We start from the raw sequence: 16,196 nt of genomic DNA on the forward strand, positions 1-16,196 counted from the left end.
TACTCGCACCATGGCCGAACGGTCCTCTTGGGAAAACGACGATCTCAGCGCCCTGCGCGATCTGGCTCGCAGCTTCTGCGAGAAGGAGATCAAGCCGAACGCCGATAAGTTCATCGAGCAGCACCACGTCGACCGCGACCTGTGGAACAAGGCCGGCGAGCTGGGTCTTCTCTGCATGTCGATCCCGGAGGAGTACGGGGGCGGGGGCGGCAACTTTGCGCACGAGGCCGTCTTGATCGAGGAGCAGGCGCGCGTCGCCGACAGCTCGTGGGGCGTCAGCCTGCACAACGGCATCGTTGCGCATTACATCCTGGAGTACGGCTCCGAGGAGCAGAAGACCACGTGGCTGCCCAAGATGGCCAGCGGCGAGGCCGTCGGCGCCATCGCGATGACCGAGCCCGGTACGGGATCGGACCTGCAGAGCGTCAAGACCAAGGCCATCAAGCAGGGTGACGAGTACGTCATCGACGGCTCGAAGACGTTCATCACCAACGGAAGTCAGGCCGACATCATCATCGTCGTCGCCAAGACCGACGTGTCCGAGGGCGCCAAGGGCATCTCGCTCATCCTCGTCGAGGCGGACCGCGAGGGCTTCCGTCGTGGCCGGGTGCTCGACAAGGTCGGCCAGCGCGGGCAGGACACCTCGGAGCTGTTCTTCGACGGTGTGCGCGTTCCCACCTCGAATCTGCTCGGCACCGAGGAGGGGCAGGGCTTCATCCAGCTGATGCAGCAGCTCCCGCAGGAACGTCTGATCATCGCCGTGGCGTCGGTGGCGGGAATGGAGAAGGCAGTTTCGGAGACCATCGCCTACACCAAGGACCGCACGGCCTTCGGCCGGCCGATCTTCAGCTTCCAGAACACCAAGTTCAAACTCGCGGAGGCAGCCACCGAGACCCGGATCGGCCGGGTCTTCGTCGACGACTGCATCACCAAGCACATCAAGGGCGAGCTCGACATCCCGACCGTCGCGATGGCCAAGTGGTGGACCAGCGACCGCGCCATGGTGGTCGCCGACGAATGCCTCCAGTTGTTCGGCGGCTACGGCTACATGAACGAATACCCGATCGCTCGCCTGTGGGCCGACAATCGTGTGCAGAAGATCTACGCCGGCACCAACGAGATCATGAAGGAGATCATCGCGCGGACACTGTGACGATGTGACGACTCCCGACTCGGCGACGGCCCCGGTGACCCGCTCACCGGGGCCGTCGCCGTCCGGTTGTCCCCGGAGTGATCAAGTCGATGATTCATTAGCGGGCTGAACGGTTATACGGGGAGTCGGGGGTACGGCCGAAGCGTTTCCAGAGGGGAGCCAGAACTGACGATGTCACAGCGACCATCGCGTCTCTCGACCACTGCAGAGCAACCGTGACTCCGCATGACGACGTGCCGGTCGACGGTCGAACCAGGCACTACGGCGACTTCTACGGCGTCACCGAGACCCCGCTGGCCGACGACAGGCAGCTACTGCTGGTCTGGGGAAACTGCCAGGCCGAGGCGTTGCGGATCGTCCTGTCCGGTTCGCCCGACCTCTCGTTTCGTACCGTCCGCGTCCCACCGGTCCACGAACTCGAGTCCTCCGACGTCGACCACGTCGAACGCCTCGTCCGTCGAGCCGCGGTGATCGTCTCCCAACCGGTGCGCGCCGGTTACCGGGGACTCCCGATCGGTGGACCGGACCTGGTCGACCTGGCGCCGTCGGCGAGGGTCATCGTGTGGCCGGTCATCCGCTATGGCGGGTTGTATCCGTTCCAGGTCATCGCGCGACATCCCGCGCAGCCGTCCGCGGTACCCGCTGCTGTGCCGTACCACGACCTCCGAACGGTCCTGGCCGCGCGGGACGGCCGTCGATCGTTCGACGAGTGGGATGTCCGCGTCCCGGGCGAACACCTCCGAGAAGCAGCGCGCTGGAGTGTGGAACAGCTCGCGATGCGCGAACGCCGCCAGTGCGACATCGCGATTTCCGACATCCTGCTCGACGCCGGGGCGGACGCCGCCCACACGATCAACCATCCCGGCAACCGGGTGCTGCTGACGCTCGGTCGTCGAATCCTCGATGCACTCGGGGCGTCGGCGCCGATCCCACCGACGCGGGAGCTGCTCGGCAACATTCGCGCGCCGCTGGAACAACGCGTGATCGATGCGCTCGGTATCGACGCATCCGCGCGGATCGCCTGGGATGTCGACGGTGCGGTGATGACCGAGGAGGTCGTCCACCGCAGTCAGATACATTGGTACGCAGACCATCCCGAGTTCATCGATGCCGTGCTGGACCGCTACGTCGAGCTCATCGACATCCTGGGGTTGGCATGACGAGACCCCTGGGACACCTCCTCGTCGGGCCCCGGTCGCACGGTGTGGTGCGGTATGCGCAGTCGGTATACGACGCGGTGACCGCCGAGGGCGGCCATCATCGGTTGGCGCACATGCGCACACTCTGCGCCGGCCTGCCGGCGGGACTGGCCGACTGCGCGCTCGTGCACCTGCATGTGACAGATCGTCTGTTCGGGCGCACGCCCCTGCAAGCGCGCGACAATCTACTCGCGATGATCGCGGGTCTGCGCCGACCGGTCTCGGTGACGCTGCACGACCTGCCCCAGCCATCGGACGGGCGGTCGATGCAGGCACGCATCGAGTTCTTCCGGTCGGTGGCCCGATCGGCGACCGGCGTGATCGTGTCGAGCCGTCACGAGGCGTCGTTGTTCTCCGAATTCGTCGACCCGACGATCGATGTCGAGGTCGTTCCGCTGATGATCGACTCCCGACGCGTCGACAAGCCCTCGGCGACAGCGGAATCGACGGTCGGCGTGCTCGGCTACCTGTATCCCGGGAAGGGACATCTCGAGACCCTCCGGGCGATGTCCGGTCTCGATCCGTCAATCGGCTTCGTCGCACTCGGCACCCCGTCGCCCGGACACGAGGATCTGGCCGACGACCTGGCCAAGCTGGCGGCGGACATGGGTAGGCGGTGTGAGATCACCGGCTACCTGACCGACGACGAACTCCGGCGGGCGTCGGCCGAGGTCACGGTCCCCGTCGCCTATCACCGGCACATGTCGGCATCCGGCTCGATCAACTCCTGGATCTCCGCCGGGCGCAGGCCACTGGTCCCGCGCACCACCTACACCGAGGAACTCGCCGCGCGGTCCCCGGGCGTGCTGACGATGCACGCGAACGACGACGATGCGCTGCAGGCCGCCATCGAGCATGCGTTCGCGCATCCTGCGGACACCTGGATCGATCCATCGGTGGTTCCGTCGCCCACGGCTGTCGATGTCGGGCTGGAGCACGAGCGGCTGCTGCGGCGGTGGAGCGCGTGATGGTCGTCGGGCTCGGTGATGGTCGGACCGTCGTGCCCGACAACCGGTGGGACCTGATCGGTGATGCCGCGCCGACGCCGCTGGTGAGTGTCGTCATCCCGTACTACAACCAACGTCGTCAACTGGCGCTGGTCCTGGAGGCGTTGACGGCCCAGACCTACCCGGCTGATCGCCTGGAGGTGGTCGTGGCCGACGACGGTTCGTCCTGTTCGCCGGACGTCAGCGCGTGGACGTCCCGGTTGACGATCACGGTGGTGTCGCAGGAGGACAAGGGCTTTCGGGCGGCGGCCGCCCGCAATCTGGGCGTCGCGGCGTCGAGCGGCTCGGTCCTGTGTTTCCTCGACGCGGACACGGTTCCGACGCAGGACTACATCCGGCGCGCGACGAGGTTGCCCGCTTCAGCGCCCGACACCCTCGTGGTCGGACGGCGTAAGCATGCGGACCTGAGTGAGGTCGCTCCGGATTCGGTGGTCCGATGGCTCGCCGACCGGCAGCATCTCGAGCGTTCGCACGAGTGTGAACCCGAGTGGCTGGTCGACGCATACGACCGCACGGCCGATCTCCTGGACCCTGGCTGGGACGGCTACAAGTACCTCATCAGCGCCGTGATGAGTTGCAGCCGTGAGCTGTTCGACGACGTGGGGGGATTCGATCCGTCGTTCGTCCAATACGGGGGAGAGGACTGGGAGTTCGCGAACCGGGCCTTCATGATGGGCGCGGTGTTCGCGCACGAACCCGAAGCGGTGGCGTGGCACGACGGTCCCGACTGGGCCGAGCGTCCGGTGTCAGAACGGATCTCGGAGAAGAACGCCGAAGCCCTGGCGCTCGCGCCACTCGTCACCGATCCGGCGGCCCGGACCGCCGGGCTCTTGTATTGCATCCCCGACATCGTCGTGGCGCTGTCGGTCGAGGGACACACCGCGGCATCGCTGATGCGAACGGTCGGCAGCGTGCTGCGTGGGGCGGACGGTCGCAGCGTGGATGCGGCCATCTGGCTCGTCGGCGCACGTGCCGACACTCTGCTCGCCCAACTGGGCGTGCACGATTCGCGAATCCGGACCGGCAGCCCGGACGCGTCGACGCTGTCGCGGTGCAGATTCGTCCTCGAGGTCACCGGGCCCGTGATCTTCTCGGGCGACTCGCTCGCGCGGCTCACCGGCGAGGTCGCGCCGGGGGAGTGTGGCCAGGTGACGGTGGACTTCGACGGGGCGCCGGCGGCGTCGGTGACGGTCGCGTCGTCGCGAGCACGGCATCGGGCTCGACGGTGGTCGTCGCACACCGACCTGAATATGGATGAGCTCCTCGACCGGTTGTTCGGCGTTCGGACGGTGCATGGCGACCGTGTCGGGATCAGCGTCGCCGATGGTGAGCCGTCGTTGTCGTGGTGAGTGATCGCGCCCCCGGCAGTTGGTGATCCCGTGGTCACCGTCAGGCAGGTGGTTTCTGGTGCCCCCGGTCAGACTCGAACTGACACTGGACGGGTTTTGAATCCGTTGCCTCTGCCAATTGGGCTACGGGGGCCAGTACACGGGTCGCCCCGCGCCGGAGACCAACTCTAGATGATCGGCCGAGCGGCCTGCCAACCGGTACTCTGCGTGCACACGGACGCGGCGTGAGCGACGTGGAGGAGGGAATGTTGACGGTGACCGACAGTGCGACGACAGCAGCCGGTGAGACCACGACAACTCATCGGGTTCTGGTGGCCGAGGACGATTCCTTGATCCGGATGGACCTGATCGAGATGCTCCGCGAAGAGGGGTACGACGTCGTCGGGGAGGCGCCGAACGGGCAGGTCGCGGTGGAGCTGACCGAGTCACTGTCGCCCGACCTCGTCATCATGGACATCAAGATGCCCGTTCGTGACGGCATCGATGCGGCAACCGAGATCGCCGAGAAGCGTCTCGCGCCGGTTGTCATGCTGACCGCGTTCAGTCAGCGGGACTTCATCGACAAGGCGCGTGACGCAGGCGCGATGGCCTACCTGGTCAAACCGTTCACGAAGGCCGACCTGGTCCCGGCCATCGAGGTGGCGGTGAGCCGTTACCAGGAGCTCAAACAGCTCGAGCGCGAGGTCGCGACCATGAACGAGCGGCTGGAGACCCGCAAGCTCGTGGAGCGGGCGAAGGGGTTGCTAATGGAGAAGCAGGCCCTCTCCGAGCCCGACGCGTTCAAATGGATCCAGCGCGCGGCGATGGACCGCAGGACCACGATGAAAGCCGTTGCGCAGGTTGTCGTGGAGACCCTCGGGAGCGACTGACCACGAGCGCCTCGCCGACGCAATTCGTCTGTGCGCAAGCCAGTTTCACTGTCTTTACGCAGCCGCAACAAGATCGCGCTAGCTTTTCTCCAGCGAGGCGCGGTCCGCTGCACTCAGACGTGCCGTCCTCGTCACAAATGCCGAACGCACAGGCCGAACGCCGAACGCGCAGGCCAGACGCAAGGAGAGCATCGATGTCCTTACGCTTTTTGAGGAGCGGGGCAGTGGTCGTGACCGCGGCGGCAGCGCTGGTGGTCGCCGGCTGCAGCAGCTCTGATTCGGGTTCTGACGGAGGTTCCGAGGCGTCGTCGAGCGCCGCAGTGGAGTCCACGCCCGCACCCCCGGGTCTTGGCCTCGCGCAGAAGCTGGCGTGCAACCCGCCGAAGGCCACCCCAGGCCCGGCCAGCACCGCCGCGCTGAAGATCGGCACCCTGCTCCCGGCGACCGGATCGCTGGCCTTCCTGGGGCCGCCCATGGAAGCGGGTGTGAACCTCGCGGTCAAGGACATCAACGCCGCCGGCGGAGTCCTCGACCAGCCGGTCGAGCTCGTCACCGGTGACTCGGGGGACACCACCACCGACACCGCCAACGCCACCGTGGACCGCGAACTCAGTGCCGGCACCCAGGTCATCATCGGCGCCGCGTCGTCCTCGGTGTCGCTGAAGGTCATCGACAAGGTCGCCAACGCGGGCGCGGTCATGTTCTCGCCGGCGAACACCTCCGACGAGTTCACCTGTTACCAGGACAAGGGTCAATACTTCCGCACCGCACCCGCGGATGTCCTCCAGGCGCAGGCGCTCTCGCAGACCATGGCCGAGGACGGCGTGCAGCGCGTGTCGATCCTCGCGCTCAACGATCCGTACGGAACGGGACTGGCCGACAACACCGTTCGGGATCTCGAGGCGGCCGGCGTCCCGGCCGACCAGATCCAGAAGATCATCTACGACCCGAACGCGCAGTCGTTCAACGCCGAGGTCGATCAGGTGAAGAACTTCGACCCGGACGGCATAGCGGTCATCGGATTCGAGGAGAGCGCCAAGATCATCACGCGCATGCACGAGGTCGGAATCGGTCCGAGCGACGGCAAGCTCGTCTACGGCGTCGACGGCAACATGGGCAACGCGTTGGGTGAATCGGTGGGACCGGGTCTGCTCAAGGGCATGAAGGGAACCACCCCGCTGACCCAGACCAGCGGGGAGTTCCAGGCGGCCCTGAAGGAGCTCGACAGCGAACTCATCGACTTCAACTACTCGGGCGAGAGCTACGACGCCGCCGTGGTGAGCGCACTCGCGGCTACCGCAGCCAAGTCGACCGACGGTCGGACGATCGCAGCCAACATCATCGGCGTGACGAACGGTGACGAGAACTGCGACTCGTACCAGGCCTGCCTGGAACTGCTGAACGGCGGCAAGACGATCGCCTACGTCGGCAAGACCGGCAACCTGGCCTTCAACGCCGCCGGAGAGCCGAGCGTCGGCTCCTACGGTGTACTCGAGTTCGACGACAACAACGCCCTGCTCACCCCGACGCGCAAATACGTCTCGGTCGCAGCGCAGTAGAACCCCCGCACACGCTGAGACCCCCGGTTCCGGCCGGGGGTCTCGTCGTGTCAGCGGTTCTGATCTCGTATCCCGTTGTCGCCCAACGCGTCGGCGGCAGCGGTCGCGGCACAGGCGGACGGCTCACGGCTTCTTCTCCGAACTGCCCGCGAGCGTGCCGAGGTAGAGCTCGATGATCTTGGGGTCGTTGGCGAGGTTGCGGCCCGTGTCGGTGTAGGCGTTGCGGCCCTGATCGAGCACATAGCCGCGGTCGCAGATCTGCAGGCAGCGGCGGGCGTTCTGCTCGACCATGATGATCGAGACACCGGTGGCGTTGATCGCCTTGCAGCGGATGAACACCTCGTCCTGGAACATCGGGGACAGGCCCGCCGACGGCTCGTCGAGTAGTAGCACCGCGGGGTCCATCATCAGCGCGCGTCCCATGGCGACCATCTGCCGCTCACCACCGGAGAGTGCGCCCGCCTTCACCTTTCGCCTCTCGGAGAGCAGCGGGAAGAGCTGCGAGACGAACTCGAACCTCGTGGCGAAGGTCTTGGGCCGCAGATAGACGCCCATCTCCAGATTTTCTTCGATCGTCAAGGCGGGGAAGACGTTCTGTGTCTGCGGAACGTAGCCGACACCCTTGTCGACGAGGACGTGCGCCTTCGCCGAGGTGATGTCGTCGCCACGGAGCGTGACCGAACCCTCGCGCACGGGAATCAGTCCGAACAGCGTCTTCAGCAGAGTCGACTTGCCGGCGCCGTTGGGGCCGATGATACCGACGATCTCACCGTCACCGAGGTAGAAGTTGCACTCCTCGAGGATGTTGATGCCGGGGAGATAACCGGCGGTGATGTCGTCGGCTCGCATCAGTGCGTTTCCCGCGAGTTTGCGATGCTCCTCGGCAGTGGCCGCGAGCTGCGCCGGCGTCAACTGCCCGGGTTCGGGCTCGGTGCTCATCGTCCGCCCTCCTTCGTCTCCGGCGCCGACGGCGGCAGTTCGGTGACCTCCGAGAGGTCCCCGCCCTCCTCCAGCGTCGCCTCGATGGCTGCCTCGACCTTCTCCGCGAGCACCGCGGTGGCCCCGACCGGACGACCCTGGTCGTCGAACTCCAGTGCCTGATCGTGATGACCCCCGAGGTACGCGTCGACGACGGCCTCGTTGTCGCCCAGTCGGTCGGGGAGGGATTCGGCGATGACCTGGCCCTGGGCCATCACGACAACCCAGTCGCTGATGTCGCGGATGACGTCCATGTCGTGTTCGACGAAGACGACCGTGACCCCTTCGTCCCGCAGCGATTTGATGTGTTCGAGCAGGCTCTGGGTCAGCGCCGGGTTGACGCCGGCCATCGGCTCGTCGAGCATCACGATCTCGGGGTCGGTCATCAACGCGCGTGCCATCTCCAGCAGCTTGCGCTGTCCGCCCGACAGCGAGCCGGCGAAGTCGCCGGCCTTGGCGTCGAGCTTGAAGCGCCGGAGCAGTTCGTGTGCGCGGTCGGTGATCTCGGCTTCCTGCTTGCGCCACACCCAGGGCGCGAGCGCGGCGAGGAAGTGCTCGCCCCGCTGCCCGGCGGCCCCGAGCCGGACGTTGTCGAGCACGGTGAGTTTCGCGAGCGCCTTGGTGAGCTGGAAGGTGCGCACCATGCCGCGACGGGCCACCTGGTGGGGAACCATCCGGCCCAGGGAGTCGCCGTTCAGCGACCATGTGCCCGAGTCGGGCTTGTCGAATCCGGTGATCAGGTTGAAGAAGGTGGTCTTGCCCGCGCCGTTGGGGCCGATGAGACCGGTGATGGCGCCGCGCTGCACCTCCAGATGATCGACCTGCACGGCCTTGATGCCGCCGAAGGTTCGAGAAATGTTGTCCACCACGATGATCGGATCGGGTTTGGGCGATCCCGGCTCGGCGGTGACCCCGGCGAACAACCGTGAGCGCTCGGCGGCCGAGAGCGCGGAGAGGTCCCGGCGGGTCGCCCGGACAGGAGCGGCTTCGTGGTCTCGGCGCGGTGTGGGGTCGTCAGGCATCGAGCTGCACCTCCCTCTTGTTGCCGAGCAGTCCCTGGGGTCTGAACACCATCATCAGGATGATCGCCAGACCGAGCAGCACGTAGCGGAATGCGCCGACCTGCTGCGCCGACAGATTCAGCAGTGGGTCGTCGCCGGATGTGGCCTGACGCAACAGCGCGTCGGGAATCGCGAGCAGGAACCAGAACAGCATGGCGCCGAGAACCGGGCCGAACACCGTCGCGGCCCCACCCAGGATCAGTGCGCCGTAGGCGAAGAACGTCTGTGCCGTCGAGTAGAAGTCGGGATTGATCGATTGGGTGGCGAATGCGTTGAACACTCCCGCCAGCCCACCGATACAGCCGCCGAGCACCAGGGCCTGCATCTTGTAGAAGTAGGCGTTCTTGCCGAGCGACCGCGCGGCGTCCTCGTCCTCCCGGACCGCCTTGAGCACGCGTCCCCACGGACTGCGGACGAGGAGATAGACCATCAGACACAAGAGCGCGACGACGATCCAGCCGACCACCATCGACCACAGGTCGCCACCGAGGAACTTGACGCCGAAAAACGAGTACTGCTTGCCGTTGTCGAACGGGCTGATGGAGAAGAAACTGCCGGCGTAGCCGTAGATGCCGTTGGTGGAGCGGGTGAAGTCGTCGGCGGAGGTCGACCGGAAGACCAGGCGCAGGATCTCCGACGCCGCGATGGTGACGATCGCCAGGTAGTCCGCCCGCAGGCGCAGGGTGGGAAGACCGAGAACGACCGCCAGCATCCCGGCGGCGGCGATGCCGATGATCCCGCCCAGCCAGAGCGGCTGGTCGTAGTTGACGGCCATGATGCCCACGCCGTAACCGCCGAGCAGGGCGAAGGCGATCTGGCCGAAGTTGAGCAGTCCGGCGTAGCCGAAGTGCAGGTTCAGGCCGATGGCCAGCAGGGCGTAGAAGATCGCCGATGGACCGATGAGCTGCGCGATGGCTATCTGAAGCGCTGAGATGATGTCCATGGGTCAGCCGATCCTCGCTCGAGATCCGAGAATGCCCTGGGGCCGGATGGTCAGGATGATGATGAGGATCAGCAGGCCGCCGATGTACTTCAGGTCGGGGCTGAGGATGTAGGTGGACAACTGGACGAGCAGACCGACGATGAGACAGCCCAGCAGTGCGCCGTAGGCCGTGCCGAGTCCGCCGAGTGTGATGCCCGCGAACATGAGCAGCAGGAGCTTGAAGCCCATCTCCCATTGGACCCGGCCGCCGAGTTCGGAGAGCGCGAACATCACGCCGCCGAGTGTGGCCAGGCCGCCGGCCAGTGCCCACACGAACAGGATGACGCGGTCGACGTCGATACCCGACGACTCGGCGAGATCCTTGTTGTCGGCGACCGCGCGCATCGCCTTGCCGATCCTGGTGCGCTGCAACAACACCGCGACGCCGAGCAACACCACGATGCTGATGACGATGCAGGCCAGGTTCACCGGTGTGATCGCGAACGGACCGGAGCCGATCTGGGTCTGCGCCTGATAGTCGTCGAACGGTTCGGCCCGGTCGGAGAAGAAGATCAGGATCAGGTAGCGGAGCACCAGCGACAGGCCGATCGACACGACGAGCATGGCGATCAGCCCGGTTCGTCGTCTTCGCAACGGTCTCCACAGACCGAGTTCGTTCAGGATCCCGATGCCGACGCCGACGATGACCGCCAGGATCGTCGCCGGGATGAGTTGCACACCGAGTTTGACGTTGATCACCCACGCGATCACCGCGCCGAGTGTCACCAGCTCGCCATGGGCGAAGTTCGTCAGTCCGGTGGTGCCGAAGATGAGGCTCAGACCGACCCCGGTGATGGCGATGATCAGACCGAACCGGATCCCGTCGATGGCCAGCCTCGTCAGCTCGGCGACCGCGGACACCTCGGTGCCGGTCCGGACGTCCCCGAAGGAGAAGATGACCGGACGTGCCGTTCCGCCGCTGACGTCGACGGGCAACTCCGACTTCTGGACCTCGACGCCGTCGGGGAGCGATTCGGTGTCGACGACGATCGTGTACTGGCCCGGGGGCACGTTGATCGACCAGGCCCCGGTCGCCGACGACGTCGCCGTGCCGACGACGGTCCCCGACGCGTCCTTCGCCTCGAGCTCGACGCCCTCGACCTTGTCCGCACCGTTGCGCAACACCCCGAAGACGCGTACCGAGTCCTCCGGTGCGGCCACCGCGGGCGAGGCGACGAACAGTCCACACAGGATCGACGCGGCGAGCAGGAGCAGCATCGCGATCGCCGGGCGTCGTACCGATGGCGGGGGAGCAGGGGGATGGCTCTCGAGATCGGAATCCTCGCCGAGAGCACATCGTGGCGGCGTCTGCGGCGAGGTGCCGGCGCGTTGCGATGTCATCCTGCGGGACATTAGCGCCAGCGTCGTCACCACGTGGCGACAACGACGTTTCCCAGAGGTAACTTCTCGCGCCGACCGACCGCACCGAGAAGTCGCGATGTGCTGTCGGAGACCCGATCCGGGTCGTACGCTGGTCCGATGGTCCCGGTCAGCGTGTCCACAACCACAGACGTCGAACTCGCCGCAGCGCTCCTGGCGCAGGCCTTCGCCGACGACCCGGTGACGGTGTGGATGCAACCGGACACCTCGCGTCACCTCGTCATGTTCCGCACACTGTTGAAGTACAGCCACGGCCCGAAGTCGACGCTCGACCTCGCGATGCGCGACGGCCAACCGGTCGGTGCGGCCGCGTGGGATCCCCCGGGACACAAGGTGTCGGCGACGGCACAGGTCGTGTCGATGGTCGGGTTCTTCCGTGCGATGGGGTCGCGGATGAGTCGCGGGATGAAACTCGAGGAAGAATTCGGCAAGCGTCGACCCAAGGAGCCGCATTGGTACCTGGGCCAGATCGGGGCGCCGGTGCACGGAGTCGGGGTGGGCACCTCGCTCCTGGGACATCGGCTCGACCAGATCGACGGCCCCGCGTACCTCGAATGCTCGAACGTCCGCAACGTGCCGCTCTACGAGCGTTTCGGATTCACGGTGACCGAGGAGTTCGCGCTCCCGCTCGACGGTCCCACGGTGTGGGCCATGTACCGGCCCCTCCGATGAGAGGCCGACTGTGAGGAGTCGCCCCAGGCGTGTCGGACAGGGTCACTAGACTCGGCGACTGTGAGTCCAGCGCAGAGTTCCCCGGCAACGACCCCCGCCAAGGCACCCGGATCGACGGGCACAGCGGCACCCCGCGCCAAGGGCAAGACCAAGCAGCCGGTGTTGATGCTGCTCGACGGACACTCCCTGGCCTACCGGGCGTTCTTCGCGCTTCCCGCGGAGAACTTCAAGACGCATTCCGGCCAGACGACCAACGCCGTCTACGGCTTCACCTCGATGCTGATCAACCTGTTGCGCGACGAGGAGCCCACGCACATCGCCGCCGCCTTCGACGTCTCACGGAAGACCTTCCGGTCGGAGATGTACCCCGAGTACAAGGCGCAGCGGTCGAAGTCGCCCGACGAGTTCAACGGCCAGGTCGACCTCACCAAGGAGGTCCTCGATGCGCTGGGCGTCTCGGTGCTGGCCATCGAGGGCTACGAGGCCGACGACATCATCGCGACCCTGGCGACCCGGGCCCGTGAGGACGGATACAAGGTCCTGATCGTCACCGGTGACCGCGACTCACTGCAGCTCGTCGACGCGTCGACAACCGTGCTCTACCCGCGCAAGGGAGTGTCCGACCTCACCCGCTTCACGCCCGAGGAGGTCGAGAAGAAGTACGGTCTCACCCCCACCCAGTACCCGGACTACGCGGCGCTGCGCGGCGACCCCAGCGACAACCTCCCGGGCATACCCGGAGTCGGCGAGAAGACCGCGTCCAAGTGGATCCGCGAGTACGGATCGCTCGCCGCGCTCGTCGATCACGTCGACGAGGTCAAGGGCAAGGTGGGCGACGCGTTGCGGGCGCATCTGGCGTCGGTGCAGACCAATCGGCAGCTCACCGAGCTCGTCCGGGACATGCAGCTGCCGGCGTCCCCCGACGACCTGGCCATGGTCGGGTGGGACCGCGATCGCATCCACCAACTGTTCGACGACCTGGAGTTCCGGGTGTTGCGGGACCGGCTCTTCTCGACGCTGAGTTCCGTTGAGCCCGAAGCGGAAGCGGGCTTCGATCTCGACGGCGCGGTCCTGGGTGCCGGCGAGGTCGGCGAGTGGCTCACCGCGCACGCCCGGACCGGCCGGGTCGGTCTTGCAGTGACCGCGCCGCACGTCGTCGTCGGGTCGGACCCGTCGGGTGTGGCGATCGCAGCGGCCGACGGGTCGTCGGCCTATGTCGACGTGACCGCACTGACCCCCGAAGACGAAGCGGCACTGGGGGAGTGGTTCGCCGACCCGTCGGCACTCAAAGCGGTCCACGAGGCGAAGTGGGCTGTGCACGCACTCCGGTCGCGCGGTTGGACGCTCGACGGTGTCACCAGTGACACCTCGCTCGCGGCCTACCTCGTCCGGCCCGGGCAGCGCACCTTCAATCTCGACGACCTCGCGCTGCGCTACCTGCGTCGCGAACTCCGTGCCGACGGCGGGCCCGGCGATGGCCAGATGTCGCTGCTCGACGACGATTCCGACGGCCGCGTCGCCGAACAACACATGCTCGAGGCACGTGCTGTCCAGGAACTGGCCGACACGCTCGACACGGAGCTGGACCGGATCGACTCCAAGCCGCTGCTGACCGAGATGGAGTTGCCGCTGTCGTTCGTGCTGGCCGACGCCGAGTCGGCGGGCATCGCGGTCGACGTCGATCACTTCGGCGCCCTCGAGCGGATGTTCGCCGACCGCATCCGTGCCGCTGCCGAGGCGGCGTACGAGGTCATCGGGGAGCAGATCAATCTCGGCTCACCCAAGCAGTTGCAGACCGTCCTCTTCGACAAGCTGGACATGCCGAAGACGAAGAAGACCAAGACCGGTTACACCACCGACGCCGACGCGCTGCAGTCGCTCTACGAGAAGACCGAACACCCCTTCCTGGCCCATCTTCTCGAGCACCGCGATGCGACACGACTGAAGGTCACCGTCGACGGACTCCTGAAGTCGGTCGCCGACGACGGGCGCATCCACACGACGTTCAATCAGACGATCGCCGCGACCGGGCGCCTCTCGTCCACCGAGCCGAACCTGCAGAACATCCCGGTACGCACCGAGGCCGGGCGGGAGATCCGGCGCGGCTTCGTCGTCGGCGCCGACACCGCGACCGGTGTTCCCTACGACTGCCTCATGACCGCCGACTACAGCCAGATCGAGATGCGGATCATGGCGCATCTGTCGGAGGATGCGGGTCTGATCGAGGCGTTCAACACCGGCGAGGACCTGCACAACTTCGTCGGGTCGCGCGCCTTCGGGGTGCCGATCGACGAGGTCACCACCGAGATGCGTCACCGGGTGAAGGCGATGTCGTACGGACTTGCTTACGGCCTCAGTGCGTTCGGGCTCGCGGCGCAGCTGAAGATCAGCCGCGACGAGGCCAAGGAGCAGATGGAGGCATACTTCGCGCGCTTCGGCGGAGTGCGCGACTACCTGCACGACGTCGTCGCCGAGGCCCGCCGCAACGAGTACACCGCGACCCTGTTCGGCAGGCGCCGCTACCTGCCGGATCTGAACAGCGACAACTGGCAGCGGCGGCAGTCCGCCGAGCGCATGGCGCTCAACGCGCCCATCCAGGGCACCGCCGCGGACATCATCAAGGTCGCGATGATCAACGTCCACAAGCGCCTTGCGGCCGAAGGTCTCACATCGCGGACCCTTCTCCAGGTCCACGACGAACTCGTGATCGAGGTCGCCGCCGGTGAGCGGGACGCCGTCGAAGCGGTGGTGCGCGAGGAGATGGGCAACGCCATCACCTTGTCGGTGCCCCTGGAGGTGTCGGTCGGTTTCGGGCGGTCCTGGGACGACGCAGCGCACTGATGGGCGTGGGCGAGAGAACTTTCGGCGTCCTCACCGGCGACGGGATCGGGCCGGAGATCGTCCCCGCCGCGGTGTCGGTCGCGGACGCGGCCGCCGCCGCGGAGTCGATCGAGATCGACTGGCAGGAATTGCCTTTCGGGTTGTCTGCCATCGCCTCGCACGGTGATCCGGTGCCCGAGCAGACGCTGACGGCTCTCGACGGCCTCGGATTCTGGATCGTCGGACCCCACGACTCGGCGGCCTACCCGCCCGGTCACGGCGATCGCACTCCGGGAGCAACGCTCCGAACCCGGTACGAACTGTTCGCGAATCTCCGTCCCGCTCGGGCCTTTGCCGGTGTCCCGGCGCTGCGGCCGGACATCGATGTGCTGATCGTGCGGGAGAACTCCGAGGGTTTCTACGCCGACCGCAACATGGCGGTCGGAAGCGGCGAGTTCATGCCGACTCCGGATGTGGCCCTCGCGGTCGGGCTCGTCACCCGTGCGGCGTCGGAGCGCATCGCGCGGGTCGCATGCGCAGCCGCGATCGAGCGTGCGGGTTCCGACCGGCAACCGCGACTGACGATCGTGCACAAAGCCAATGTCTTGCGGATGACCACCGGACTGTTCCGAGATGCGTGCCGCGCCGTCGCCGCCGACTTCCCCGAGGTCGAGGTGTCCGAGCAACACGTCGATGCCATGGCGGCCCTGCTGGTTCGGCGCCCCGCCGATTTCGACGTCCTCGTGACCGAGAACCTCTTCGGTGACGTCTTGTCCGACCTCGCTGGAGAGCTCGCCGGATCGCTGGGCATCGCCGGTTCCGTCAACAGCTCGGAGACCCGCGTGATGGCGCAGGCATCGCACGGTGCGGCGCCCGATATCGCCGGGCGCGGCATCGCGAACCCGGTCGCCATGATCGCCTCGGTGGCAATGGGATTCAGACGCTTCGGCCAGATGACCGAGGACGCGGCGCTGGTCGCGGCCGGGGCCCGGATCGACGCCGCGGTCGCCGACACACTCGCGCACACCGCGACGGGCGACCTCGGTGGCGACGCCACCACCGCGGAGTTCGCGGCCGCGGTGGGTCAGCGCATCGCGGAGGGCTGACGGGAGCGCGAGCGACCGCCTACGGCTCCCTGGACGGCAGTCGCGCGCACTCGCACCCGCG

The 16,196-nt window shown here is 66.8% G+C and carries 13 protein-coding genes and 1 tRNA gene; 9 read left to right on the plus strand and 5 right to left on the minus strand.

All coding sequences use genetic code 11. From position 1 onward, the window contains the following. Nucleotides 1-10 precede the first annotated feature (10 nt). From AB4Z55_RS13045 to AB4Z55_RS13060, 4 genes are all read left to right on the plus strand, one after another. Nucleotides 11-1,153: an acyl-CoA dehydrogenase family protein gene (locus AB4Z55_RS13045; RefSeq protein WP_004019893.1), complete on the plus strand. Its 1,143-nt coding sequence runs from the start codon at nt 11-13 to the stop codon at nt 1,151-1,153. A 215-nt stretch (nt 1,154-1,368) separates the two neighbouring features. Beyond that, nucleotides 1,369-2,313 carry a WcbI family polysaccharide biosynthesis putative acetyltransferase gene (locus AB4Z55_RS13050; RefSeq protein ID WP_354563477.1) on the plus strand — a complete coding sequence of 315 codons (945 nt, stop codon included), beginning with the start codon at nt 1,369-1,371 and terminating at the stop codon, nt 2,311-2,313. Further along, nucleotides 2,310-3,320: a hypothetical protein gene (locus AB4Z55_RS13055; RefSeq protein WP_354563479.1), complete on the plus strand. Its 1,011-nt coding sequence runs from the start codon at nt 2,310-2,312 to the stop codon at nt 3,318-3,320. The genes AB4Z55_RS13050 and AB4Z55_RS13055 overlap by 4 nt, the downstream gene beginning before the upstream one ends. After that, nucleotides 3,317-4,708 (plus strand): glycosyltransferase, encoded by a 1,392-nt coding sequence (locus AB4Z55_RS13060; RefSeq protein ID WP_354563480.1) that lies wholly within the window; start codon nt 3,317-3,319, stop codon nt 4,706-4,708. Before AB4Z55_RS13055 ends, AB4Z55_RS13060 begins: the two co-directional genes overlap by 4 nt. 56 nt (nt 4,709-4,764) lie before the next feature. Here the strand turns inward: AB4Z55_RS13060 and AB4Z55_RS13065 are convergent. After that, a tRNA-Leu gene (locus tag AB4Z55_RS13065) sits at nt 4,765-4,841 on the minus strand. Nucleotides 4,842-4,953: 112 nt separating this feature from the next. On the opposite strand from AB4Z55_RS13065, the gene AB4Z55_RS13070 reads away from it, so the two are divergent. Together AB4Z55_RS13070 and AB4Z55_RS13075 are read left to right on the plus strand one after the other, a co-directional pair. Further along, the gene (locus AB4Z55_RS13070; RefSeq protein WP_354563502.1) at nt 4,954-5,577 is read left to right on the plus strand and encodes a response regulator; all 624 of its coding nucleotides are present in this window, start codon (nt 4,954-4,956) and stop codon (nt 5,575-5,577) included. Nucleotides 5,578-5,771: 194 nt separating this feature from the next. Continuing rightward, the gene (locus AB4Z55_RS13075) at nt 5,772-7,136 is read left to right on the plus strand and encodes an ABC transporter substrate-binding protein (RefSeq protein WP_354563482.1); all 1,365 of its coding nucleotides are present in this window, start codon (nt 5,772-5,774) and stop codon (nt 7,134-7,136) included. 123 nt (nt 7,137-7,259) lie between these two features. Here AB4Z55_RS13075 and AB4Z55_RS13080 read toward each other — a convergent pair whose 3' ends face one another. The 4 genes from AB4Z55_RS13080 to AB4Z55_RS13095 are packed head-to-tail and all read right to left on the minus strand — an operon-like array spanning nt 7,260 to nt 11,375. Next, nucleotides 7,260-8,075 (minus strand): ABC transporter ATP-binding protein, encoded by an 816-nt coding sequence (locus tag AB4Z55_RS13080; protein WP_354563483.1) that lies wholly within the window; start codon nt 8,073-8,075, stop codon nt 7,260-7,262. Then, nucleotides 8,072-9,136, minus strand: a complete 1,065-nt coding sequence (locus tag AB4Z55_RS13085; RefSeq protein ID WP_354563485.1) for an ABC transporter ATP-binding protein — start codon at nt 9,134-9,136, stop codon at nt 8,072-8,074. The genes AB4Z55_RS13080 and AB4Z55_RS13085 overlap by 4 nt, the downstream gene beginning before the upstream one ends. Beyond that, complete coding sequence (locus AB4Z55_RS13090; RefSeq protein WP_101821548.1) at nt 9,129-10,118, minus strand: branched-chain amino acid ABC transporter permease; 990 nt, start codon at nt 10,116-10,118, stop codon at nt 9,129-9,131. The genes AB4Z55_RS13085 and AB4Z55_RS13090 overlap by 8 nt, the downstream gene beginning before the upstream one ends. Nucleotides 10,119-10,121: 3 nt before the next feature. Beyond that, the gene (locus AB4Z55_RS13095) at nt 10,122-11,375 is read right to left on the minus strand and encodes a branched-chain amino acid ABC transporter permease (protein ID WP_248645613.1); all 1,254 of its coding nucleotides are present in this window, start codon (nt 11,373-11,375) and stop codon (nt 10,122-10,124) included. Between the two features lie 261 nt (nt 11,376-11,636). Between AB4Z55_RS13095 and AB4Z55_RS13100 the strand changes: the two genes are divergently transcribed. Genes AB4Z55_RS13100 through AB4Z55_RS13110 form a run of 3 tightly spaced genes read left to right on the plus strand, consistent with a single transcriptional unit; the run spans nt 11,637 to nt 16,135 of the window. Beyond that, complete coding sequence (locus AB4Z55_RS13100; protein WP_354563487.1) at nt 11,637-12,209, plus strand: GNAT family N-acetyltransferase; 573 nt, start codon at nt 11,637-11,639, stop codon at nt 12,207-12,209. 60 nt (nt 12,210-12,269) lie between these two features. After that, nucleotides 12,270-15,050: a DNA polymerase I gene (gene polA / locus AB4Z55_RS13105; protein ID WP_354563489.1), complete on the plus strand. Its 2,781-nt coding sequence runs from the start codon at nt 12,270-12,272 to the stop codon at nt 15,048-15,050. After that, nucleotides 15,050-16,135, plus strand: coding sequence for an isocitrate/isopropylmalate dehydrogenase family protein (locus tag AB4Z55_RS13110; protein WP_248642866.1), 1,086 nt, complete (start codon nt 15,050-15,052; stop codon nt 16,133-16,135). Before polA ends, AB4Z55_RS13110 begins: the two co-directional genes overlap by 1 nt. Nucleotides 16,136-16,196: the final 61 nt, after the last annotated feature.

Source organism: Gordonia sp. ABKF26, from assembly GCF_041103195.1.
GTDB lineage: Bacteria > Actinomycetota > Actinomycetes > Mycobacteriales > Mycobacteriaceae > Gordonia > Gordonia terrae.